This is a genomic window from Streptomyces sp. JH34 (genome assembly GCF_029428875.1).
GTDB lineage: Bacteria > Actinomycetota > Actinomycetes > Streptomycetales > Streptomycetaceae > Streptomyces.
The window spans coordinates 6,776,832-6,800,137 of sequence record NZ_JAJSOO010000001.1 but is presented as its reverse complement, the minus strand read 5'-3'; the positions used below and the strand labels follow the sequence as shown (position 1 = coordinate 6,800,137).

Annotated in this window: 19 protein-coding genes; 13 read left to right on the top strand and 6 right to left on the bottom strand. The window is 70.5% G+C overall.

Features of this window, described 5'->3' with window-relative positions; genetic code table 11:
• Positions 1-15: 15 nt before the first annotated feature.
• Genes LWJ43_RS30570 through LWJ43_RS30560 form a run of 3 tightly spaced genes read right to left on the bottom strand, consistent with a single transcriptional unit; the run spans position 16 to position 3,211 of the window.
• The gene (locus LWJ43_RS30570; RefSeq protein WP_277335407.1) at positions 16-915 is read right to left on the bottom strand and encodes a carbohydrate ABC transporter permease; all 900 of its coding nucleotides are present in this window, start codon (positions 913-915) and stop codon (positions 16-18) included.
• Positions 912-1,874, bottom strand: coding sequence for a carbohydrate ABC transporter permease (locus LWJ43_RS30565; RefSeq protein ID WP_277335406.1), 963 nt, complete (start codon positions 1,872-1,874; stop codon positions 912-914). Before LWJ43_RS30565 ends, LWJ43_RS30570 begins: the two co-directional genes overlap by 4 nt.
• Positions 1,871-3,211 (bottom strand): extracellular solute-binding protein, encoded by a 1,341-nt coding sequence (locus LWJ43_RS30560; RefSeq protein ID WP_277335405.1) that lies wholly within the window; start codon positions 3,209-3,211, stop codon positions 1,871-1,873. Before LWJ43_RS30560 ends, LWJ43_RS30565 begins: the two co-directional genes overlap by 4 nt.
• Positions 3,212-3,673: 462 nt before the next feature.
• On the opposite strand from LWJ43_RS30560, the gene LWJ43_RS30555 reads away from it, so the two are divergent.
• From LWJ43_RS30555 to LWJ43_RS30535, 5 genes are all read left to right on the top strand, one after another.
• Positions 3,674-4,588: an AurF N-oxygenase family protein gene (locus tag LWJ43_RS30555; RefSeq protein WP_277335404.1), complete on the top strand. Its 915-nt coding sequence runs from the start codon at positions 3,674-3,676 to the stop codon at positions 4,586-4,588.
• 9 nt (positions 4,589-4,597) lie between these two features.
• Positions 4,598-6,256 carry an FAD-dependent oxidoreductase gene (locus tag LWJ43_RS30550; RefSeq protein WP_277335403.1) on the top strand — a complete coding sequence of 553 codons (1,659 nt, stop codon included), beginning with the start codon at positions 4,598-4,600 and terminating at the stop codon, positions 6,254-6,256.
• A 230-nt stretch (positions 6,257-6,486) separates the two neighbouring features.
• Entirely contained in the window at positions 6,487-6,999 is a 513-nt protein-coding gene (locus LWJ43_RS30545) for a MarR family winged helix-turn-helix transcriptional regulator (RefSeq protein ID WP_277335402.1), read from the top strand.
• Between the two features lie 232 nt (positions 7,000-7,231).
• Positions 7,232-8,677, top strand: coding sequence for a glyceraldehyde-3-phosphate dehydrogenase (locus LWJ43_RS30540; RefSeq protein WP_277335401.1), 1,446 nt, complete (start codon positions 7,232-7,234; stop codon positions 8,675-8,677).
• Between the two features lie 186 nt (positions 8,678-8,863).
• Complete coding sequence (locus tag LWJ43_RS30535) at positions 8,864-9,901, top strand: rhamnogalacturonan acetylesterase (protein ID WP_277335400.1); 1,038 nt, start codon at positions 8,864-8,866, stop codon at positions 9,899-9,901.
• A 136-nt stretch (positions 9,902-10,037) separates the two neighbouring features.
• Here LWJ43_RS30535 and LWJ43_RS30530 read toward each other — a convergent pair whose 3' ends face one another.
• From LWJ43_RS30530 to LWJ43_RS30520, 3 genes are all read right to left on the bottom strand, one after another.
• Positions 10,038-12,203, bottom strand: a complete 2,166-nt coding sequence (locus LWJ43_RS30530; RefSeq protein ID WP_277335399.1) for a SpoIIE family protein phosphatase — start codon at positions 12,201-12,203, stop codon at positions 10,038-10,040.
• Positions 12,204-12,295: 92 nt separating this feature from the next.
• A complete protein-coding gene (locus LWJ43_RS30525; RefSeq protein ID WP_277335398.1) occupies positions 12,296-13,516 on the bottom strand; it encodes a GDSL-type esterase/lipase family protein in 1,221 nt (406 codons plus the stop codon).
• Between the two features lie 27 nt (positions 13,517-13,543).
• Entirely contained in the window at positions 13,544-14,143 is a 600-nt protein-coding gene (locus LWJ43_RS30520; RefSeq protein WP_277335397.1) for a TetR/AcrR family transcriptional regulator, read from the bottom strand.
• A gap of 498 nt (positions 14,144-14,641) precedes the next feature.
• Between LWJ43_RS30520 and kdpF the strand changes: the two genes are divergently transcribed.
• From kdpF to LWJ43_RS30480, 8 genes are all read left to right on the top strand, one after another.
• Positions 14,642-14,731 carry a K(+)-transporting ATPase subunit F gene (gene kdpF / locus LWJ43_RS30515; protein WP_037828142.1) on the top strand — a complete coding sequence of 30 codons (90 nt, stop codon included), beginning with the start codon at positions 14,642-14,644 and terminating at the stop codon, positions 14,729-14,731.
• 8 nt (positions 14,732-14,739) lie between these two features.
• Positions 14,740-16,404 (top strand): potassium-transporting ATPase subunit KdpA, encoded by a 1,665-nt coding sequence (gene kdpA / locus LWJ43_RS30510; RefSeq protein WP_277335396.1) that lies wholly within the window; start codon positions 14,740-14,742, stop codon positions 16,402-16,404.
• Positions 16,401-18,500: a potassium-transporting ATPase subunit KdpB gene (gene kdpB, locus LWJ43_RS30505; protein ID WP_277335395.1), complete on the top strand. Its 2,100-nt coding sequence runs from the start codon at positions 16,401-16,403 to the stop codon at positions 18,498-18,500. Before kdpA ends, kdpB begins: the two co-directional genes overlap by 4 nt.
• 21 nt (positions 18,501-18,521) lie before the next feature.
• The gene (locus LWJ43_RS30500; protein WP_277335394.1) at positions 18,522-19,199 is read left to right on the top strand and encodes a potassium-transporting ATPase subunit C; all 678 of its coding nucleotides are present in this window, start codon (positions 18,522-18,524) and stop codon (positions 19,197-19,199) included.
• Positions 19,200-19,739: 540 nt separating this feature from the next.
• Positions 19,740-20,729, top strand: coding sequence for a polysaccharide deacetylase family protein (locus LWJ43_RS30495; protein WP_277335393.1), 990 nt, complete (start codon positions 19,740-19,742; stop codon positions 20,727-20,729).
• A gap of 196 nt (positions 20,730-20,925) precedes the next feature.
• A complete protein-coding gene (locus tag LWJ43_RS30490; protein WP_277335392.1) occupies positions 20,926-21,741 on the top strand; it encodes an SAM-dependent methyltransferase in 816 nt (271 codons plus the stop codon).
• Between the two features lie 141 nt (positions 21,742-21,882).
• Positions 21,883-23,076 (top strand): cytochrome P450, encoded by a 1,194-nt coding sequence (locus LWJ43_RS30485; RefSeq protein ID WP_277335391.1) that lies wholly within the window; start codon positions 21,883-21,885, stop codon positions 23,074-23,076.
• A complete protein-coding gene (locus tag LWJ43_RS30480; protein ID WP_277336035.1) occupies positions 23,073-23,300 on the top strand; it encodes a ferredoxin in 228 nt (75 codons plus the stop codon). Before LWJ43_RS30485 ends, LWJ43_RS30480 begins: the two co-directional genes overlap by 4 nt.
• The last annotated feature ends 6 nt before the right edge of the window (positions 23,301-23,306 follow it).

The following is a 23,306-nucleotide window of genomic DNA, read 5'->3' as shown; positions in this document are numbered from 1 at the left end:
GGCGTGCCGTGCCCGCTACTGGCCTGCCAAACCGGTGTGCGCGATGCCGCGCACGATCTGCCGCTGGAAGAACGCGAAGACGATCAGGAGCGGCAGTCCGGCGATCACGAGGGAGGCCATGATCTGGGCGTAGCGCACCCCGAAGGTCGACTGGACGCTCACGAGGCCGACGGGCAGGGTCATGCCGCCCGGGTCGGTGGTCACGAGGAACGGCCACAGGAAGTTGTTCCAGGTGGAGATGAAGGTGAAGATCGCCACGGCCGCCAGTACGGGCCGGGAGAGCGGTATGACGATGGTCCAGAACACCCGCCAGCGGCCGGCGCCGTCGACGAAGGCCGCCTCCTCGAGTTCGCGCGGTACGCCCTCGAAGAACTTGACCAGGATGAACACCATTGCGGGCACGGCGACCTGGGGCAGGATGACGCCCCAGTAGGTGTCGACCAGGCCGAGCTGGACCATCTCCCGGAACAGCGGCGCGATGAGGACCTGCGGCGGCACCATGATTCCGGCGAGCACGAGACCGTGGAGCAGCCGCTTGCCGCGGAAGTCGGTGCGGGTGAATCCGTACGCGGCCATCGCGCAGGTCACCACGGTCAGCACGGTGGTCGTGACGGAGATGTAGGCCGAATTCATCAGCCAGACCATCAGGTCGCCCGACTCCCAGACCTTGCTGTACGCGTCGAACGTCACGCGGGAGCCGGTCCAGGAGAACGGTGTCCTCGTCGTGTCGCCCTCGGGCTTCAGGGAGGTGGCGACCGCCCAGGCGAGCGGCAGGAGCCAGGCCGCGGTGAGCAGCAGGGCCACGACGAGCAGGGCGATCCTGCCGGGCGTCCAGCGCGGGCGGCGTCCCCCCGCGTCGGCGGACCGGCCGGAGCCCGGGGCGGGGCGGGTGGTGACGGTGGCGGAACCGCTCACTTCGCGGCCTCCTCAGCTCGGCGCCGGGACAGCAGCGGCTGCACCAGGGAGACGGTCAGGATCAGGGCGAAGAAGATGTACGAGACGGCCGAGGCGTAGCCGATGCGGTAGCCCGTGAAGCCCTGCTGGTAGACGTACTGGAGGATCGGCCGGGTGGACTCGTCGGGGCCGCCGCCGGTCATGATGTAGACCTGGTCGAAGATCTTCAGCGAGGCCAGTACCTGGAGGACCACGACCAGGCCCGTGGTGCGGCGGAGCATCGGCAGGGTGATGTGCAGGAGCCGTTTCCAGGCGCCCGCCCCGTCCAGTTCGGCGGCCTCGTACAGATGCGCCGGGACGGCCTGGAGGGCGGCCAGGTACAGCAGGAAGTTGAAGCCGACGGTCCACCAGACGGTGGTCGCCACGATGCTGAGCATCGCGTACCGCTCGTCGGTCAGCCAGCCGATCTCCGGTGTCAGTCCGACGGTGGCGAGCAGTTGGTCGGCGAGGCCGAAGCCGGACGGGAAGATCATGTTCAGGAACAGCAGGCAGACGACGCCGGAGGGCAGCAGGAACGGCGCGAACCAGCTGAGCCGCCACAGCCACTGCACCACGCGCAACTGGTGGGCGAGCAGGGCCAGCACGAGGCCGACGACGACGAGGGGGACGGTGGACAGGACCGTGAACCAGACGGTGTTCCACAGCGAGGACCAGACGTCCGGGTCGCGCACGGCCTCGGCGTAGTTGTCGAGGCCGACGGACTCCCCGCCGGAGCCGGTGATGTTCTCGCTGGTCAGGCTCATTCCCAGTCCGGACACGAGGGGCCAGATCAGGAACAGGGCGTACACGACGAGGAAGGGCGCCACGAACACCAGGCCGTGCTCGGTCCACTTCCTGCGCACGCCCCGGGCCGGACCACCGGTCGTCCCCTGTGCGGGCTTCGCCACGGGTGCCGGCGCCGCCGCGGTGGTGGAGGTCATGACGCGGCTCCCGGGAGGGGGTTGCGGGTGTCGAGGAGGGTCCGCAGCCGGGCCTTGGCCTCGGTCAGGGCGTTGCGCGGGCTGCGGGAGCCGGTGAGCACCCCGGAGAACACGGCTCCGAGCTCGATCCACAGGCGGGAGGCGGAGCCGGCGAACCACGCGGGTTCGTCCAGCGCCACGTCGTCGATCACCGTGCGGTACTCGGACTGCGGCTTCAGGGCGAGGTAGGCGGGGTCGTCGAGCACCGGCAGATAGGCGGGGACGTGGCCGCCCTGGGCCCAGGCCACGGAGTTCTTCAGCATCCAGGCGACGAGGGTGTGGGCCGCCTCGTTCGTCGCGCCGCCCCGGTCCTTCTGGTGCGGCAGGACGAAGGCGTGGCAGTCGGCCTGGGTGGCCGCGGTGCCGAACAGCGCGGGGATGCGGGTCATGGAGAACGGGAGGCCGGTGGTCTTGAAGGTGGTGATCTCCCACTCGCCGTTGAGGTGGAACGCGGTCTTCCCGCCGTTGAAGACGCCGATCGACCCCGCGTAGTCGACGCGGCGCACCATCAGCCCCTCCTCGACGAGCCGGGCCAGGTACTCCAGGACGCGCAGCGCCTTGGCGTCGTCGAGCGCGAGGCGCTTCCCGTCCGGGGAGAGCACCGTGCCGCCGGTCTGGGCGTAGAAGCTGGAGAAGAGCCGCCAGGGGGTGATGCAGTCGGGGCCGAGCGTCTCGGTCACCAGCCCGGGCTGCCCGGTCGCCTTCTTCGCCGCGCGCAGGGCGTCGGCGAAGTCGTCCGCGCCGCTGATCGGCTTGAGCCGGCCCCCCGACATGAGACCGGCCTTCTCGCAGACCTCGGTCTGGTAGTAGAGGACGAAGGGGTGGGTGTCGAGCGGGACGGCGTACTGCTTGCCGCCCGCCTGGCCACGGCGCCAGATGTCCGGGGGGAAGTCCTTCTCGTCCACACCGAGGCCGGCCAGCAGGTCGAGGTCGAACGGGTCGAGGAGCCTGCCGGGGGCGAAGCCGGCGAGGCGGGCGAGGTGCAGGGCGGCGAGTTCGGGGGCCCTGCCGCCGGCGCCTGCCATGCCGAGCTTGGTGTAGTACGGGGCGCCCCACTGCAGGGTGGCGGCCTCCAGCGCGATGTCGGGGTGTCCGGCCCGGAAGTCGTCCAGCATTCCCCGCATGTTGACGCCGTCGCCGCCGCCGAACAGGTGCCAGTACCGCAGCAGGGTCTGTCCCGGGCCCGCGGCGGTCGCGGGCGCGGCGCAGCCGGACAGGGAGCCCAGTGCTCCGGCGGCGGCCAGGGCGCCGGCACCGCCCGCGAGGGCTCGGCGCCGGCTGAGGAGGGGTGGTTGCATGGCGGCTCGTCTCGACTCGTCGATGAGGTCCGGGGCGCATGAGGAGAAGGGCGGAATGTTCGATATTTCGACCCCTGCCCGTCACTTCGGACGGGACCGTAGGCCCGGGGCAACGCGGCGTCAATGACTCGCGCTGAAATTGCGAACGATGTTCGACATCGCGAACAAGAGTCCACCGCGGAGCCCTCGGTCATCGATCGGGAACGCGCGGGCGAGGGTGCGGGCGAGGAGATATCGCGGGGATCGGCGCACATTTCTTACTGGGGGGTAGGCCCGCCCGGCCTCCTTGCTATACCTTCCGTCTAACAAGGGAGACGGAAGGCTGCCCGGCGGAGCCGGCACCGGTCCTTCACCTGGCGCCGCCATCGTCTCCGTTCGCCAGGGCGGCACATGACGGGCCGTCACCGGCGACGCACATGTGACAGCACCAAGGACATCGCTGACGAACCGAGGAGCCGCACCATGGCAAGCAGCACCGTTCGACCGGAAGCAGAGGACCGGCCGCCCGAGGACCACCTCACCCGCCGCCTGCTGGACTCGGCCGCCACGCTGGCCTACGACCCCGCCACCGAGGTCGACTGGGACACGCCGCTGGACAAGGAGTTCCACGGCGCGAGCCCCGAGTGGAGCACCCTGTACGGCACCTCGTACTGGAGCGAGCTGACCGAGGCGCAGCGCAAGGAACTGACGCGCCAGGAAGCCGCGTCCGTGGCCAGTACCGGCATCTGGTTCGAGATGATCCTGCAGCAGATGGTCCTGCGGGACGTCTACGCGAAGGACCCCACGAGCACGGACGTCCAGTGGGCTCTCACGGAGATAGCCGAGGAGTGCCGGCACTCCATCATGTTCGCCCGCGGCGCGCAGAAGCTGGGCGCTCCGCCGTACCGGCCGCACCGGTTCGCGGTGGAGCTGGGGAGGGCCTTCAAGACGCTGGCGTTCGGTGAGGCGGCCTACGCGGCGATCCTCGTCGCCGAGGAGGTCCTCGACGTCATGCAGCGCGACTGGATGCGGGACGAACGGGTGGTGCCCTTCGTCCGCACCATCAACAACATCCATGTCGTCGAGGAGTCCCGGCACATGAAGTTCGCCCGGGCCGAGACCCGCAAGCACCTCAGCGGTGCGGGCCCCGTGCGGCGCCGGATCAACGCCCTCGTGATCGCGATCGCGTCGTACGTCATCGTCACCAGCATGGTGAACAAGGACGTCTACGCCAACGCCGGACTCGACGGGAAGCGCGCCCGGGACGAGGCGAAGGCCAATGAGCACCACAAGTCGATGATGCGCTCGAGCTGTTCGGGCCTGATGGACTTCCTGGCCTCCGCCCGACTGCTCACCAAGCCCGCACTGGTGTTCTACAAGCGTGCCCATCTGATCTGAGCGGACGACATGACCTACGCCATCACCCAGACGTGCTGCAGCGACGCCACCTGTGTCTCGGTGTGCCCCGTCAACTGCATCCATCCGACGCCGGAGGAGCCCGACTTCGGCCGGACGGAGATGCTGTACATCGACCCCGGGTCCTGTATCGACTGCGGCGCCTGCGCCGACGCCTGCCCGGTGGAGGCGGTCTTCCCCGTGGACAGCCTCCCCGCCGCACAGGCGGAGTACGGTCCGGTCAACGCGGAGTACTTCGCGGGCCGGGAAGCCGGACAGGACCCCGAGGGGCCGAACTTCCACGTGTGGGGCGAACCGTCCTTCAAGCGCAGCCTGCCGTCGGACTTCGCACCGCTCCGGGTCGCGGTGGTGGGCACGGGGCCGGCGGGGATGTACGCGGCCGAGGACCTGCTGCTGCACACCTCGGCCGAGGTGACGCTGATCGACCGGCTGCCCGTGGCGGGCGGGCTCATCCGCTACGGCGTGGCGCCCGACCATCTGTCCACGAGGAAGGCCGGCGACACGTTCGCCAGGTTCCACGCGCATCCACGGGTACGCATGCACCTCGGTCTCGAAGTGGGCCGTGACATCACGCCGGAGGAACTCGCCGCACACCACGACGCGGTGATCTACGCCGTCGGTGCCTCGGCGGGCCGGCGGCTCGGCATCCCCGGCGAGGACCTGCCCGGCAGCATCTGCGCGACGACGCTCGTCTCCTGGTACAACGCCCACCCCGAGGTCGCTCCGGACGCCGTGGACCTGTCCGCGGAGCGGGTCGTCGTGGTCGGCAACGGGAACGTCGCCCTCGACGCGGCACGGATCCTGGTCTCCGACCCGGAGGCGCTGGCCAGGGGCGACATCGCCCGCCACGCGCTGGAGGCGCTTCGCGCCGGCTCGGTGCGCGAGGTGGTGCTGCTGGGGCGGCGGGGGCCCGAGGACGCGGCGTACACCGCGTCCGAACTGCTCGCGCTCAAGCACCTGGAGGGTGTGGAGCTGGTCGTCGACGACCACGACCCGCGGACCGGCGCGGCGATCGACGCCGCCGCGCCGGGCGACCGGGCCGCACTGCTGCGGGACGTGGCCCGGGAGGCGGTGGACTGGACTCGTCCGCCGACGGCGGGGCGACGCATCGTGTTCCGCTTCCACTCCGCGCCGCTGGAGGCGGTCGGGGAAGGGGCGGTCGGCGCGGTCCGGGTCACGGACGGCGCGGACGCGCAGGACGGCCGGGAGATTCCCGCCGGACTGCTGCTGCGGGCCGTCGGGCAGCGCGGACTGCCGGTCACCGGGCTGCCGTTCGACGAGGCGACGGGCACCGTGCCGCACGAGGCCGGCCGGGTGGCGGGCCGGCCGGGGACGTACGTCGTGGGATGGATCAAGCGCGGCCCCTCGGGCGGCATCGGGGCCAACCGGACCTGCGCGGCCGAGACCGTGGGCACACTGCTGGACGACGCCGTCGGCGGCGCGCTGCCCGCCCCGGAGCACGGGGCCAAGGCGTTCCGGCGGCTCGCGCGCCGCCGCAACCGGCACATCGTGGACGCCCGCGGCATGGCGGAGATCGAGCGCGTCGAGCTGGCCCTGGGCCGCCGCGACGGCCGGCCCAGGGTCAAGCTGGCGACCCTCCCCGAGCTGGTGGCGGCGGCGAGGGGCGGTCGTCGCCGGATTCCCGGCTGAGCCGGACCGGGCCGGCCCGGCCCGCCGAGGACATCGGCGGGCCGGGCTTTCGCGTGTCCCCTCGACGTTCCACGAACTGACCGTCAACTCCTCTTCCAGCAGCGGGCATTACGCGCTTAGGTTAGGCTTGCTTCACCGAGCTTCGTCGTCGTTGCGAGAAGACCCGACCCGTGCGGGTCGTCGTGTTCGGATCCCGGCTGTCACCACGTGTCGCCACGTCAGGAAGAACCATGCACCAGCAGAGCACCCCGTCCCCGGGGACCGCGCACGGTTCCCGGACCGCCGGCCTGACGCCGTCGAGCGTGCTGGACCTCAACGCCTATCTCATGTACGCGACGGGCAAGGCCGCGCGCCGGAGACTCACCGACACGCTGACGGCTCACGGACTGCGGCTGTGGCACCTGACCGTCCTGGCCATGCTCGAGGACGCCGGCCCCCTGTCCAAGGGGAATCTCGCCTCGCGTCTGGACATGAACCAGAGCGATCTGACCAGGACCGTCACCGACCTGGAGGCGGCAGGCTACGTGGAGTGCGCCCGCGACCCCTCGGACCGCCGTCGCATCGAGGTGACCCTGACACCCGCGGGCGGGAGCGCCCTGACCCGGTTGGACTCCGACGTGTCCGCCACCGAGGCGGACCTCCTCGCCCCGCTCACCCACGAGGAACGCGACCGGTTCGCCGCTCTGCTGCGACGTGTCCACACCCATCTCGAACAGGACCGGGACAACCTGCCCACGCGGTGAACCGGCCGGCCGCGCGGCAGCCCCGGTTCCGCTCACGCCGGTTCCCGCCACTGCGAGCGGGGACGGGCGGGCCGGCCGGCTCGTCCGCGAACGGGAGGCCGGGACACCAGGCTGTCCTTTCCATCCCAAAGCGACATTTCGACCTGGCCGGGGCCGGCAAGGGCACCGACCACTTGATCAAAAGTCGGGTGCGGTTAACATATGAGCACCGCCTAGCTCGAAAGATGGACTTGTGACTGCCACCGAGGACTCGTTCACCAATTGGAAGACCCGCGAGGAGATCGCGGAGTCGATGATCCCGCTCATCGGGAAGCTGCACAGGGAGCGGGACGTCACGATCCTGATCCACAGCCGTTCCCTGGTGAACAAGTCGGTGGTCAGCATCCTCAAGACCCACCGGTTCGCCCGGCAGATAGCCGGCGAGGAGCTCTCGGTCACCGAGACGATGCCTTTCCTGCACGCGCTCATCTCGCTCGACCTCGGCCCGTCGCAGATCGACCTCGGCATCCTCGCGGCGGCGTACCGGACCGACGACCGCGGTCTGTCGGTGGGCGACTTCACCGCCGAGGCCGTGGCCGGCGCGACGGGCGACAACAAGACGGAGCGCCGCGAGCCGCGCGACGTGGTCCTCTACGGCTTCGGCCGCATCGGCCGGCTCCTGGCCCGGCTGCTCATCGAGAAGACCGGCTCCGGCAACGGCCTGCGCCTCCGCGCCATCGTCGTGCGCCAGGGCGCCGGACAGGACATCGTGAAGCGCGCCTCACTGCTGCGCCGCGACTCCATCCACGGCCAGTTCCAGGGCACGATCACCGTCGACGAGGCGAACAGCAGGATCATCGCCAACGGCAACGAGATCCAGGTGATCTACTCGGACGACCCGACCGCCGTGGACTACACGGCGCACGGCATCAAGGACGCCATCCTCATCGACAACACGGGCCGCTGGCGCGACCGCGAGGGCCTCTCCCGGCACCTCCGCCCCGGCATCGCGAAGGTCGTCCTGACCGCCCCGGGCAAGGGCGACGTCCCCAACATCGTGCACGGCGTCAACCAGGACATGATCAAGCCGGACGAGCAGATCATCTCCTGCGCCTCCTGCACCACCAACGCCATCGTCCCGCCGCTGAAGGCGATGGCCGACGAGTACGGCGTGCTGCGCGGCCACGTCGAGACCGTCCACTCGTTCACCAACGACCAGAACCTGCTGGACAATTACCACAACTCCGACCGTCGCGGCCGGTCCGCGCCGCTCAACATGGTCATCACCGAGACGGGTGCCGCGTCAGCCGTCACCAAGGCGCTGCCCGACCTCGACGCGAAGATCACCGGCAGCTCGATCCGCGTCCCGGTGCCGGACGTCTCGATCGCGATCCTGAACCTGCAGCTGGCACGGGGAACCAACCGCGAGGAGGTCCTCGAGTACCTCCGCAACGTGTCGCTGACCTCACCGCTCAGGCGTCAGATCGACTTCATCACCGCCCCCGACGCGGTGTCGAGCGACTTCATCGGCTCGCGCCACGCGTCGATCGTCGACGCGGGCGCCACGAAGGTCGAGGGCGACAACGCGATCCTCTACCTCTGGTACGACAACGAGTTCGGCTACTCCTCCCAGGTCATCCGGGTGGTTCAGCACGTCTCGGGAGTCGAGTACCCGACCTACCCGGCCCCGGCGGCCTGATTTCTCCGGCCGGCGGCTCCCCCGTGCGGGGAACCGCCGGCCGCGGCCTTTCGAGGCGCTCCGGGCGTCCCACGCACCGTGCCACCCCCCCTCCCCCTGTGCCCTCTTCCGCGCATCCTCTTGTGAGGGCATCACACCACGGTTATGGTCCGTCCCGGTTGAGTCGATTCAAAGGGACGGTCCACGATGCTCGGAACCTCTGGGAAGCAGCACACCAGGACGGTCGTACCGACCAGCCCCACGACGGTCTGTCACTTCGAGGTGGATCCCGGCACGTACGACGTGGAGATCCGGATCGGCGGCGACGCGGCGGGGAGCACCCGCGTCAGTGGTGGGGCACGGCGTTCGCTGCTGCCCGAGACCGTCACCGCTGCGGGCGAGCGGGTGACACTGAGCTTCACGATGAACGTGCGCGTCCCCGAGGGCGAACCCACCCGGCCCGTGGAGGGCCTCACCCGGCCCGACGCCGCAGCCATCGGGCCCGACAGCGGATCTCCCGGCGCCGGCTCCCCCGGCCTCAACCTCCTCATCGGCGGATCCGACCCCGCACCCGCCGAGATACGCGTCACCCGGGCCGGCGAGACCCTCCAGCTCTTCCTCGTCGGGGACTCCACGGTCTGCGACCAGGCACACGTCCCCTACACCGGCTGGGGTCAGCAGCTGACGCAGTACTTCCGCCGGGGCCTGTCGGTCGCCAACTACGCCTCGTCGGGCGAAAGCACGGTCTCGTACCTCGAGGACCCGCGTCTCTTCGCCACCGTCCTCGGCCTGATGCACGAGGGGGACCTCGTTCTCGTCCAGCTCGCACACAACGACAGGACGACCGACGGAGCGACGTACCGGTGCAACCTGGAGGCCCTGGTGGACGGTGTCCGTGGCGGTGGGGGCCGGCCGGTGCTCCTCACCCCCATGGTCCGGCACGCGTTCGGACCCGACGGCACGCTGGGCAACGACTCCGCCCTCCTGGTGAACGCCCTCGGCGTCGACCACCCCGCGGTGATCCGATCGGTCGCCGCGTCCCGCGGGGTCCCGCTCATCGACCTCACCGCCGCGAGCAGGGCGGTGGTCGAGTCGTCGGGTGCCGAGCGCTCCCGTGCCCTCTACCTGTGCGACGAGGAGCAGGACCACACCCACACGTCCGAGCACGGCGCCGGCGTTTACGCGGATCTGGTCCGTGCGGAGTTGCTCTCCCAGGGTCTGGTGCCCCGGCATCTGTTCAGGTGAGCCACCCGGGGGCGGCGGACGGTCGCCCGCGCGGCGCAACCTCGACATCGGCGGCGCGCGTCGCGGCTCCCCGCACCCGTGCGCACCACCGTGCCCGCCCGGACAGAGCCGGGTGGCGACGGACCCGCCTCCGGACTCAGGCCGGGTCCGTCTCCTCCGGTCCCGGCAGCGGCTGTTCGGCCCAGATGGTCTTGCCCGTGCCGGTGTACCGGGTGCCCCAGCGCCCGGTGAGGCTCGCGACGAGCAGGAGACCGCGTCCGCCCTCGTCGAACATCCGGGCGCGGCGCAGATGCGGGGCGGTGCTGCTGCCGTCGAAGACCTCGCAGATGAGCGCGTTGTCCCTGATGAGGCGGAGCCGGATGGGATCGCCGCCGTAGCGGATGGCGTTGGTGACCAGCTCGCTGACGACCAGTTCGGTGGTGAAGACCGCGTCGTCCAGGCCCCAGGCGGTGAGTTGGGCGGCGGCACGCCTGCGTGCGTCCGACACGACGGACGGGTCGGAGGGAAGGTCCCACGAGGCGTAGTGGTCTGCGTCGAGTCGCCGGGTACGGGCCAGCAGCAGGGCCACGTCGTCGGTCGGCTGCTCGGGAACCAAGGTCTCCATGACGGCGTCGAGGGCCTCTTCGAGGGATTGTGCGGGGCGGCCGACCAGGTCGCGCAGCTCGGCGAGGGCCTGTTGGGTGTCCCTGCCCGCCATCTCGATGAGGCCGTCGGTGTAGAGGGCGACCCGGCTGCCCTCGGGAAGCTCGAACTCGACCGCTTCGTAGGGCGGTCCGCCCACTCCGAGGGGCGGGCCGGGTGGCAGCCGCAGCTGTTCGGCGGAGCCGTCGGGGCGGGTGACGACCGGCTCGGGGTGACCGGCCCGCGCCATCGTGCAGTGTCCGGTGGCCGGGTCGTACACGGCGTACAGGCAGGTCGCCCCTGCGACCTGTCCTCCCTCGGGACCGTCCGCCGGCTGTTCGCGGTCGAGGGTGAGCGCCAGGTCGTCGAGCTGGGTGAGCAACTCGTCGGGTGCGAGGTCGACGTCGGCGAGCGTCCGTACGGCGGTGCGAAGCCTTCCCATGGTGGCCGAGGCGTGGAGACCGTGGCCGACGACGTCACCGACCACCAGGGCGACCCGTGCGCCCGACAGCGGGATGACGTCGAACCAGTCTCCGCCGAGGCCCGCACCGTTGGCTTTCGGGAGATAGCGTGCCGTGACCTCGACGGCCTTCTGACGGGCGGCCCTCCGAGGCAGCAGGCTGCGTTGCAGGGCGAGCGCCGTGGCCCTCTCGCGGGTGTAGCGCCGGGCGTTGTCCACGCATACGGCTGCCCGTGACACGAGCTCGGCCGCGAGCTGCAGGTCCGCGGCACCGAACGCCCCCGGTGTGCGGTGCCGGCAGAACAGGGTGGTGCCGAGTGTGATGCCGCGCGCCCGCAGCGGCACCACCATCACCGAATGGATCCCGTGGTCACGCATGCTCCGCGACCGCACGGGTTCGTCCGTCGACCAGCGTCGCAGTGCGTCGTCGTCGAGGACCAGGCGCGTGGGCTCCCCCTGGATCAGCGTGCGCCCCACCACGGAGTCACGCTCGTAGGCCTGGATGTCACCCACCGTGACGATGGACTCGGGACATCCTTCGAGGACGGAACGCTGGGCCGCCCGGTGGAAGCTGATCGGGTCCCGGTGCAGCACCGAACCCGCCTCGTCGCCCGTCAGCACCTCGGACAGCAGGTCGACGGTGACGAAGTCCGCGAAGTCCTCGACGGCGAGCTCAGCCAGTTCCTCGGCGGTACGGCCCACGTCGAGGGTGCTGCCGATCCGCATGCTGGCCTTGTTCAGCACGGCCAGGCGACGGCGTGCCCAGAACTGGTCGGTGGTGTCGAGTGTCACGACGGCCACTCCCTGGACCTCGCCGGCGGCGTCCCGCACGGGCGACAACGCCGCCTGCCTGATGTGCTCGCTGCCCTCCATCATCAGGTGTGTCTCGTACGGTTCCCCCTGGCCCGTCCGCAGCACACGGTCGATGGCTTCCGCGAGCCCCTCCCCGCCCTCCAGGACCAGTCCGGGCTCGATCTCCCCGGGCAGCAGCCCCAGGAGTGACTCGGCAGGCCTGTCGACCGACGCCGCCGCCGCGCGGTTGGCCAGGGCGATCAGCTGGTCCCGGCCGAAGTAGACCACCGGCACCGGCAGCTGGTCGAGAATCGCGGAACACTCCTCGGCGGGGAGTGCGTGGGCTGTGGGCCCGCATCCCGCGGTCGCCGGTGTGGGCGCACCGCTGTCCTCGGGCGGGTCCGCGTGCTCCGTCCCGTCCGTGCTCATGGGCCCATCACTCGTCCTCCTCGCTCAGGCAGGCCGCCCGCGAACGCACAGGTGCGACCTTGGTTCAAGAATGCCCTCGTGTGTCACGCCTCTCAACCGGCCCCTCCCCTCGCCACAGCCGACCGGCGCCGGTCACCGGCGACGGCGAGCGGGCCGCCCGCGCGGAACGCCAGCCGCGCGAAGCGTTCGCCGATGCGGCGGTGTGTGGCCGCGTCGGGGTGCAGCGCGTCGGGGAGCGGCAGGTCGACGGAGTCCGCCTCGCCGTAGAGCTCACGGCCGTCGAGGAGGTGCAGGTGCGGGTCCTCCGCGGCCCGCTGCGCGACGATGCGGGCGAGTTCGTCCCTGATGGTGCGCAGGGTGAGCTTCCCCGCAGCCGTCTCGGCGGGGTCCCCGGCCGCGCTGAAGCTCAGCCTGCCCTCGCTCAGAGCGCTGTGGTCCGGCGCGCTGGGGCCGGGAGTGGTCTCGTGTATGGGGCACAGGATGGGCGAGACGACCAGCAGCGGTGTGGTCGGGTGGCCCTCGCGGACGGTGTCGAGGAAGCCGTGGACAGCGGGGGTGAAGGCGCGCAGGCGCATCACGTCGGTGTTGACCAGGTTGATGCCGGCCTTGACGCTGATCAGGTCCGCGGGTGTGTCGCGCAGGGCGCGGGCGGTGAAAGGGTCGAGCAGGGCGCTGCCGGCGAACCCGAGATTGACGAGTTCCACCCCGCCCAGGGAGGCGGCGAGAGCGGGCCAGGTGGTGGTGGGGCTCGCGGCGTCGGAGCCCTGGCTGATCGAACTGCCGTGATGCAGCCACACCGCGCGGTCCGCGACGGGGACCGGTTCGACGGGGGCATCGGTGCGCAGGGCGACCAGTTCGGTGGTCTCGTTGTGCGGCAGCCAGATCTCGACGTCCTTCATGTCCGCCGACAGACCGCCGAAGTGGACGGTACCCACTGGTCCCGGCCGGGTCTCGGCGGTCCCGGCGGCCATGTCGATGGTGAGGGTGTTGCCCCCGTTCACGCCGGCCCGGCCCACGAGACGGCCGTCCACCAGCAGGTCGTAGACCCCGTCCGGCCGGGGCGGTGCGCCCACGTACACGCGCTTGGTGGGCAGGGTGTCCAGCTCGACGCGGGTGGCACGGGTGCGGAGGACGACACGGACGCCGGAGGGCTGGGCCTCCGCCATGGCCAGCTGGCCGTCGGTGTTCTGGGCGCGGGCACGGGCGGGCAGCCGGTGCGGCAGCAGACCGTTCGCGGTGCGCTCCAGTTCGAGCGCACCGCGCAGGAGGTCGTCGGTGAGGGGGGTGGTGATCAGCGGGGGTCGGGTGCTCATGGTCGGCCGCCTGTCCGGGGGTGTGTGTCAGATCGGGTCGTGAGGGGCCGCGCCCGGCTCAGGGGCGGGCCAGTTCCGCAGGAGGGCGTCGAGGGCGTCCAGGACCCGGGTCCACGTCTCCTGCGTGCCGGGGGAACTGTGGTCGAAGCCTCCGCCCGACTCCAGGCTGATGTAGCCGTGGAAGACGCTGCCCAGCAGCCGGACCGCGTGCGTCCGGTCCGGTTCCGCCAGGTCGTAGCCGCGCAGGATCGCCCGTGTCATCTGCGCGTGCCGGACGCCCGCGCTGGCGGCGGCCACGTCCGGGTCCAGCCTGAGCTGGGCCGCCGCGTACCGGCCCGGGTGCTCCCTGGCGTAGTCGCGGTAGGCGTTGGCGAAGGCCTCCAGCGCGTCCTTGCCCGCTCGCCCGGCCAGGGCCGACGCGACACGGTCGGCCATCTCCTCCAGGGCCAGCAGGGCGATCCTCGTCCTGAGGTCCTGGGAGTTCTTCAGATGCGAGTAGAGGCTCGCGTCCTTGACGCCGAACTGCCGGGCCAGCGCCGCGACGGTCACCTTGTCGAAGCCGACCTCGTCGGCCAGCTCCGCCCCGGCCCGCGTCAGGCGCTCCGCCGTGAGACCTGCCCTTGCCATGACCACCCCTTTCGACTGATTCGATTATGCGTTTACCTAGGGGCATTAGGCAAATCACCTAGCAGCCTAAGTTTCGTGTCCTTCACCAGGCACGTCGAGAACCCGCACGGACACGGCCCGTCCCGAGGAGGGCCCCAGGTGCCCGCTCGGGTACAGGGCGATCCCGAGCCCGAGGAACAGCTCCCGCCGGGCGGCGTGCGAGTCCGCCAGACCGGGAGGGGGCGGACGGCGGCGACGGCACCGTCCCACCCCTTTCCCGCAGCCGCTCGGCTCTGCCTACGTACGGACCGCGTCAAGAAATTCGAGGTGCCCGTATGGAGCCCGTCAACGGCACACGACGCACGGCCGGCCCCGCGGTTCACTTCTGTGCGGCCACTCAGGCCGATTCCACTCCATTCACTTCACACAGGAGCTCACGATGGCCGATCTGGCCTTCGTCGCCACCACGGTCGCGGTTTTCGCGCTGGTGGCTCTCATTGCGAGGGGGGTGACGAAACTGTGACCGCCGAGAACATGTCCGGCCTGGTCGTGGCCGTCTCCCTCCTGGTCTACCTCGTCCTCGCGCTTGTGTACCCGGAGAGGTTCTGACGCTCGACATGAGCCCCGTAACAGCTGGTGCGCTCCAATTGCTCGCACTGATATCCGCGCTCGCCCTGGTATACCGTCCGCTCGGCGACCACATGGCCCGGGTGTACTCGTCGGAAAAGCATTACAGGCCGGAGAAATGGATTTATCGCGCCGTCGGAGCCGATCCTTCGGCCCAGATGCGCTGGCCCGCCTATCTGCGCGCCGTACTGGCGTTCTCCGCGGTGAGTGTGCTTTTCCTCTACGCGCTCCAGCGCCTCCAGGGAATCCTTCCCGGCTCGCTCGGCTTCGTGTCGATCGACCCGGACCAGGCCTTCAACACCGCGGCGTCCTTCGTGGCGAACACCAACTGGCAGTCGTACTACGGCGAACAGGCCATGGGTCACGTGGTCCAGACCGGCGGCCTGGCGGTCCAGAACTTCGTCTCGGCGGCGGTCGGGATGGCCGTGGCGGTGGCACTCGTACGGGGGTTCTCGCGCTCCCGCACCGGCGAACTAGGTAATTTCTGGGCGGATCTGGTGCGCGGCACCGTGCGCGTCCTGCTGCCGATCTCCGTGGTCGGCGCGGTCGTGCTGGTGGCGTGCGGTGTCATCCAGAACTTCTCCGGCATCCACGAGGTCGGGCAGTTCAAGGGCGGCGCACAGCAGTGGAACGGCGGCGCGGTCGCCTCGCAGGAGGTCATCAAGGAGCTGGGGACGAACGGCGGGGGCTACTTCAACGCCAACTCCGCGCACCCCTTCGAGAATCCGACCCCCTTCTCCAACCTCTTCGAGATTTTCCTGATCCTCCTGATCCCGTTCGCCCTGACCCGGACGTTCGGCCGCATGACCGGGAACCTCCGGCAGGGTTACGCGCTCCTCGCGACGACGGCCACCATCTGGATCGGGTTCACCGCCCTGATGATGTGGACCGAGTTCGCCCACCACGGCCCGGCCCTGGAGCTGGCCGGCGGGGCGATGGAAGGCAAGGAGGCCCGCTTCGGCATCGGAGGTTCGTCGATCTTCGCCGTGGCGACCACCCTGACGTCGACCGGTGCGGTCAACTCCTTCCACTCCTCGTACACGGGCTTCGGCGGCGGCATCACCATGCTGGGCATGCAACTGGGCGAGATCGCGCCCGGTGGTGTCGGTTCGGGCCTCTACGGCATGCTGGTCACGGCGGTCATCGCGGTGTTCATCGCCGGTCTCATGGTCGGCCGCACACCGGAGTACCTCGGCAGGAAGATCGGTGTCCGCCAGATCAAGCTCGCGGCGTGCTACATCCTGGTCACCCCGGCGCTGGTCCTCGGCTTCACCGCGGTGGCGCTCGCACTGCCGACCCCGGCCGACTCCATGACCAACAACGGTGCGCACGGATTCTCCGAGATCCTCTACGCCTACACCTCCGGGGCCAACAACAACGGCTCCGCCTTCGCCGGGCTCGACGCCGACACACAGTGGTTCAACACCACCATCGGCATCGCGATGCTGCTCGGCCGCTTCCTGCCGATCGTGTTCGTCCTGGCACTGGCCGGCTCGCTCGCGGAGCAACGGCCCGTCCCCGACACCGCGGGCACCCTGCGGACCGACAAACCCCTCTTCGCGGGTTTGCTGGTCGGCACGATCCTCGTCCTCACCGGTCTGACCTACTTCCCGGCCCTGGCGCTGGGTCCGCTCGCGGAAGGGCTCGCCTCATGAGCACCCCCACCTCCGTCCGTGCCTCGCACGAGGGCCTGCCCGGCGCCGCCACCGGCAAGTCCGGCCGTGTCGGCGGGGGTCTCTTCGACCCCCAGCAGTTGCTCAGGTCCCTTCCCGACGCGGTGAGGAAGCTCCACCCGCGTGTGATGGTCAAGTCCCCCGTGATGTTCGTGGTGCTGGTCGGCTCGGTGGTCACCACCCTGCTGGCCGTCCAGGACCCGGGCGACTGGTTCGGCTGGGCCATCACGGCCTGGCTGTGGCTGACGACCGTGTTCGCCAATCTCGCCGAGGCTGTCGCCGAGGGCCGCGGCAAGGCCCAGGCCGACACCCTGCGCGAGGCGAGGACGGACACCGTCGCCCGCCGCCTGGAGGGCCGCGACGAGAAGGAGGTGCCCGGCACGGAGCTGCGCGTCGGTGACCTGGTCGTCTGCGAGGCCGGTGACATCGTCCCCGGCGACGGTGACGTCGTCGAGGGGGTCGCGTCCGTCGACGAGTCGGCCGTCACGGGCGAGTCGGCCCCGGTGATCCGGGAGTCCGGCGGCGACCGCAGCGCCGTCACCGGCGGCACGAAGGTGCTCTCCGACCGGATCGTCGTCAGGATCACCACCGAGCCGGGCAAGACCTTCATCGACCGGATGATCGCCCTCGTCGAGGGCGCGGCCCGGCAGAAGACACCCAACGAGATCGCACTCGACATCCTGCTCGCCTCGCTGACGATCGTGTTCCTCCTCGCCGTCGTGACGCTGCAGCCCTTCGCGATCCACGCGGGCGCCGGACAGTCCCTGATCGTGCTCACCGCGTTGCTGGTCTGTCTGATACCGACGACCATCGGGGCGCTCCTCTCCGCGATCGGGATCGCGGGCATGGACCGGCTCGTCCAGCGCAACGTCCTCGCCCTGTCGGGGCGCGCGGTGGAGGCGGCGGGTGACGTCTCGACGCTGCTGCTCGACAAGACCGGCACGATCACGCTGGGGAACCGGCAGGCCGCGGCCTTCGTGCCGGTGCGAGGTGTGACCGAGCAGGAACTGGCGGACGCGGCGCAGTTGTCCTCGCTGGCCGACGGGACCCCGGAGGGCCGCTCGGTCGTGGTGCTCGCGAAGGAGAGGTACGGCCTTCGTGAACGCCACCCGGACGAGCTCGCCCGTGCCGCCTGGGTCACCTTCACGGCTCGGACCCGTATGTCGGGCGTGGACGTGGACGGCCTCAAGGTCCGCAAGGGTGCGGCCGGTTCGGTCGTCGCGTGGGTGCGGGAGCGGGGCGGTCACGTCGCCGAGGACGCCGGCCTCCTCGCCGACCGGATCTCGGAGGCCGGCGGGACTCCGCTCCTGGTCGCCGTCGAGGACCGGGAAGGCGCCCGGGTCCTGGGCGTCGTCCACCTCAAGGACGTCGTCAAGGGCGGGATGCGGGAGCGGTTCGACGAACTGCGCCGCATGGGCATCAGGACCGTCATGGTCACGGGCGACAACCCCCTGACCGCGAGGGCGATCGCCGAGGAGGCGGGGGTCGACGACTTCCTCGCCGAGGCCACCCCCGAGGACAAGATGGCCCTCATCAAGCGGGAGCAGGCGGGCGGCAAGCTCGTCGCGATGACGGGCGACGGCACCAACGACGCCCCCGCGCTCGCGCAGGCGGACGTCGGCGTGGCGATGAACACCGGCACCTCGGCCGCCAAGGAGGCCGGGAACATGGTGGACCTGGACTCCGACCCGACCAAGCTCATCGAGATCGTCTCGATCGGCAAGCAACTCCTCATCACCCGGGGGGCCCTGACCACCTTCTCCATCGCCAACGACGTCGCGAAGTACTTCGCGATCATCCCGGCCATGTTCGCCGTGGTGTATCCGGGGCTGGACAAGCTGAACGTGATGGGCCTCGCGTCGCCGGAATCCGCGATCCTGTCCGCCGTCGTCTTCAACGCCCTGATCATCATCGCCCTCGTACCGCTCGCCCTCAAGGGAGTCCGGTACCGGCCGACCGGCGCGGACACGATGCTCCGCCGCAATCTCGGGATCTACGGACTCGGCGGCCTGGTCGCCCCGTTCGTCGGGATCAAGGCCATCGATCTGCTCATCTCCCTCGTTCCCGGGCTCTCCTGAACCAGAAACGGCTGATCAGCCATGAACACCAGTCTCAAGAACACCGCCCGGCTGCTCGGGGCGGGGCTGCGTGCCCTGCTCGTCCTCAGCGTCGTCTGCGGAGTCCTCTACCCGCTCGCGGTCACCGGCGTCGCCCAGGCGTTCTTCAGCGGCCGGGCCGACGGCTCCGAGATCGGTGACGGAAGCGGGCGCACCGTCGGGTCGTCCCTGATCGGGCAGAGGTACGACCTGCCGAAGCAGGACCCTGACGACCCGGACGAGGTGGCGAAGCCGGACCTCACCTGGTTCCAGCCCCGTCCCTCGAACGGCCTGGGCAGCAACAGCGTCAACCCCAGGTACTCGCTGATCCTCTCCGGTGCCACCAACCGCGCGGCGGACGACGCCGGCCTGGTGACATGGGTGAAGGAGGCGAAGGCGGCGGTCGTGGCGGACAACTCCACCCCCACCCACAGGGTGAGGGCCGAAGACGTGCCTGCCGACGCTGTGACGTCCTCCGGCTCGGGTCTCGACCCGCACATCTCCCCGGCGTACGCGAGGCTCCAGATCCACCGCGTCGCCGAGCGGAACGGCCTCGCCGTCCAGCGGGTCGCGAAGCTCGTGGCCGAGCACACCGAGGGACGCGCCCTCGGCTTCATGGGCGAGCCCCGGGTCAACGTCCTGGAACTCAACATCGCGCTCAGGGAGGCGACCGGAGGCTGACACGGCGCGGGACCGCCGCGACCGAGGCGGGCTTCGGCCGTTGCGCCGCGGGCCGCCTCGGTCGTGACGGGCGGTCTCTCTCACGCCGACCGCACCGGGCCCCGCACAGGCTTCGAAACTTTCGCGAGACTCCGACCGCCACATCAAATCCGTACCCATCGAACACCAGGTGCGTGAATACCCTCAGCGACTCACTACGCCTCCCAACAGGAACAATGCTCTATACGTACTCACCCACTTCGGAGCGACCCTTTCGTAACCAGTGTCGAAACCATTGACATCAGACAGCGGCAGTTCAACACTGTTCGCCGTCGACAGACCTCCATCACTGTCGATCCGGGTCCCCCGACCCGGCACCCCGACCGGTCGCCGGGCAGGACACGGAGACCGGCCGAATCCGGCTGGGACGCACGACACCGACGCGCGGTCGCTGTCAGCACCGGTTCACGGAGCACCCGCCAGGGCGTCCCACCGGCTGACACCGGGCCGCCCACCCAGCGCTCCTCATCCATCCGCCCGGGACGAGAAGGACTCACCCCCATGCGCATGCGAACACGTCTCTCCTTACGGTCCGTGGTCACGGCGCTGGCCGTCGCCGCGACGGCCGCGACCGCCACGGTCACCGTGGACACCGCGCCCTCCCATGCCGCGACTGCCGCGGCCTGCAACGGCTACGTCGGGCTGACCTTCGACGACGGCCCGTCGAGCAGTACCCCGGCCCTGCTCGACGCCCTGAAGCGGAACGGGCTGCGGGCCACCATGTTCAACCAGGGCCAGAACGCCGCCGCCGGCCCGTCCCAGGTGCGGGCGCAGGTAGACGCCGGCATGTGGGTCGGCAACCACAGCTACACCCACCCGCACCTGACCCAGCAGACCCAGATCCAGATAGACTCCGAGATCTCCCGCACCCAGCAGGCCATCGCCTCCGCGGGCGGGGGAACACCGAAACTGTTCCGGCCTCCGTACGGTGAGTCCGACTCGACGGTGCGGGCGTCCGCGGCCAAGTACGGTCTGACGCAGATCATCTGGGACGTCGACTCCCAGGACTGGAACGGCGCGAGCACCGACGCGATCGTGCAGGCCAACGCCCGGCTCACCGACGGTCAGGTCATCCTCATGCACGACTGGCCTGCCAACACGCTCGCGGCCGTACCGCGCATCGCGCAGGGCCTGGCGAGCCGGGGGTTGTGCGCCGGCATGATCTCCCCGCAGACCGGCCGCGCCGTGGCTCCCGACACGGGCGGCGACGGCGGGGACGGTGGCGGTGGCTGCACCGCGACGGTGACCGCGGGCCAGAGATGGGGCGACCGCTACAACCTCGACGTCTCGGTCACCGGCGCCGCCGACTGGACCGTCACCATGAAGATCCCCTCCCCCGCCAAGGTCCTCTCCACCTGGAACACCACCGCGACCTACCCCGACGCGCAGACACTCACCGCCAAACCCAACGGCAACGGCAACACCTGGGGCACCACCGTCCAGGCCAACGGCAACTGGACCTGGCCCACCGTCAGCTGCACCACCGGCTGACCACCGGGCGGCCCACAGCGGTCCTTGGGGGCGGCGGCCCACCCGCCGCCCCCAAGGGCCGGCACGTAGGTGACATCCGGGATGGAGCGCCCGGGCGCTCATGCCCAGTCGGCCTCGGACCGCCACCTCTGGCACACACGTTCCCTATTCTGTCCGCAAGCTGATCGACCACTGCCGCGCACACCAGGAGTACGCCATGTCCCGACCGGAGAACGATGCCTCCACCCTGCGCATCGACACCAGCAGACCGCATCCCGCCCGGATGTACGACTGGTTCCTCGGTGGCAAGGACAACTACCCGGTGGACGAGGCACTGGGCCGGCAGATGCTCGCCGTGGAGCCGGGGGTCCCGGTCATGGCGAGGGTGAACCGCGCCTTCATGCACCGCGCCACCCGGTGGCTGACCGGTCAGGGCATCCGGCAGTTCCTCGACATCGGTACGGGGATCCCCACCGAGCCGAACCTCCACCAGGTGGCCCAGCAGGCGGCACCGACGACGCGGGTCGTCTACTGCGACCACGACCCCATCGTCCTGGCACACGCCGAGGCCCTGCTGAAGGGCACCGAGGAGGGTGCGATCGACTACGTGCAGGCGGACGCCCGTGACGTGGACGCCATCCTCCAGCACGCCGGCAGGACGCTTGACTTCACCCGGCCCGTCGCGCTCTCGCTGATCTCCCTGCTGCACTTCGTGAGCGACGAGGACGGCGCCTACGAGCTGGTGGACCGGCTGACCGAGGTGCTCGCACCGGGCAGCTACGTGGTCATCTCCCACCTCACCGCGGACTTCCACCCGGCGGCGGCTCGCAAGGTGGACGAGATGTACAAGGCGAACACGCTCACCCTGGCACCCCGCACCCGCGACCAGTTCGCCCGTTTCTTCGACGGACTCGACATCACCGAGCCCGGCATCGTGGCGGCCGAGGCGTGGCATCCCGGGCTCGGCGAGCCGGTGGCGGGGCAGGACGACATCATCAGCGCCGGCTATGTGGCGGTCGGCCGCAAGCCGTAGCCTGCCCCGTTCTGGACGGCCGACGGCGCGCCGGCCGTCCCGGGGCGACGGCCCCGGGATGGCCGACAAGGCGCTGTTGACCACGTCGTCGGCGCCGCCTGATGCTCGGATCATCCACCGCGCATCAGGGAGGCCCACACGATGACGGAAGCAGTCGGACGGACGCCCGTGCCCTACCCCTTCAACGAACCGGCCGGCCTGGGGCTGGCGGACGCCTACGAGGAAGCTCTGGTGACGCCCGGGCTCGTGCGGGTGCGGATGACGTACGGGGAACCGGCGTGGCTGGCCACCCGCTACGCGGACGCGCGCCTGGTCCTCGGCGACCGGCGGTTCAGCCGGGCGGAGGCCCTGCGCCACGACGAGCCACGCCAGTCGGAGGGCCGGCGCGACAGCGGCATCCTGAGCATGGACCCTCCCGGACACACACGGCTGCGCACTCTTGTGGCGAAGGCGTTCACCGTGCATCAGGTGGAGAAGTTGCGCCCCTGGGTACGGGAGCTGGCCCACGGTCTCCTGGACGAGCTCGAGGCGATGGGGCAGCCCGCCGACCTGGTGGAGCACTACGCGCTGCCGATCCCCGTCGCGGTGATCTGCCGCATGCTCGGTGTGCCCGAGGAGGACCGTCCGAGGTTCCGGGTGTGGAGCGACGCCGCTCTCTCCACCAGTTCCCTGACCGCCGAGGAGTTCCTGCGCAGCCGCGAGGAGCTGCGCGCCTACATGGGATCGCTGATCGAGGAGCACCGGCGAAGCCCCCGGCCGGACCTGATGACGGGTCTGATCGAAGCGCGGGACACGGGAGACAGGCTGAGCGAACTGGAACTGGTCGACCTCTGCGTCGGCATCCTCGTCGCCGGCCACGAGACCACCGCGACCCAGATCCCGAACTTCGTCCACGTGCTGCTCGACCACCCCGGTCAGCTGAAGCTGCTGCGGGAGCGCCCCGAACTGATCCGTGGGGCGGTGGAGGAGCTTCTGCGTTTCGTGCCCCTCGGCAGCGGCTCCGGATTCCCCCGGTACGCCATGGAGGACGTGGAGGTCGGTGGCACCCTCGTGCGGACCGGTGAGCCCGTACTCGTCGCGGTCGGCGCCGCCAACCGCGACGCCCTGAAGTTCGACGGGCCGGGCCGGCTCGACGTCACCCGGACCGGGGTCCAGCACCTCGGTTTCGGACACGGGGTCCACCACTGCCTGGGTGCACCTCTCGCCAGGCTGGAGCTGCAGGAGGCCCTGGAGGCGCTGCTCGTACGCTTCCCCGGCCTGCGCTCGGCGGGGGACGTGCACTGGAAGAACCAGATGCTCGTGCGGGGCCCGCGCGAGATGCCGGTGGGGTGGTGAGGGCCGTGGCGTGGACGACGGAGGTGGACCGCGGTCTGTGCATGGGTTCGGGTATGTGTGCGGGGATGACGCCCGACCTCTACGCGCTGGACGACGAGGACCGGGCGAGGCCCGTGCGTGACCGGATGGCTCCCGACGACCGGGCGCTCGACGCCGCGGACTCGTGCCCCGCGTCGGCGATCCTGGTGCGTGACGGGGACGCGCTGATCGGGCCGCGCCCCTGACGACGC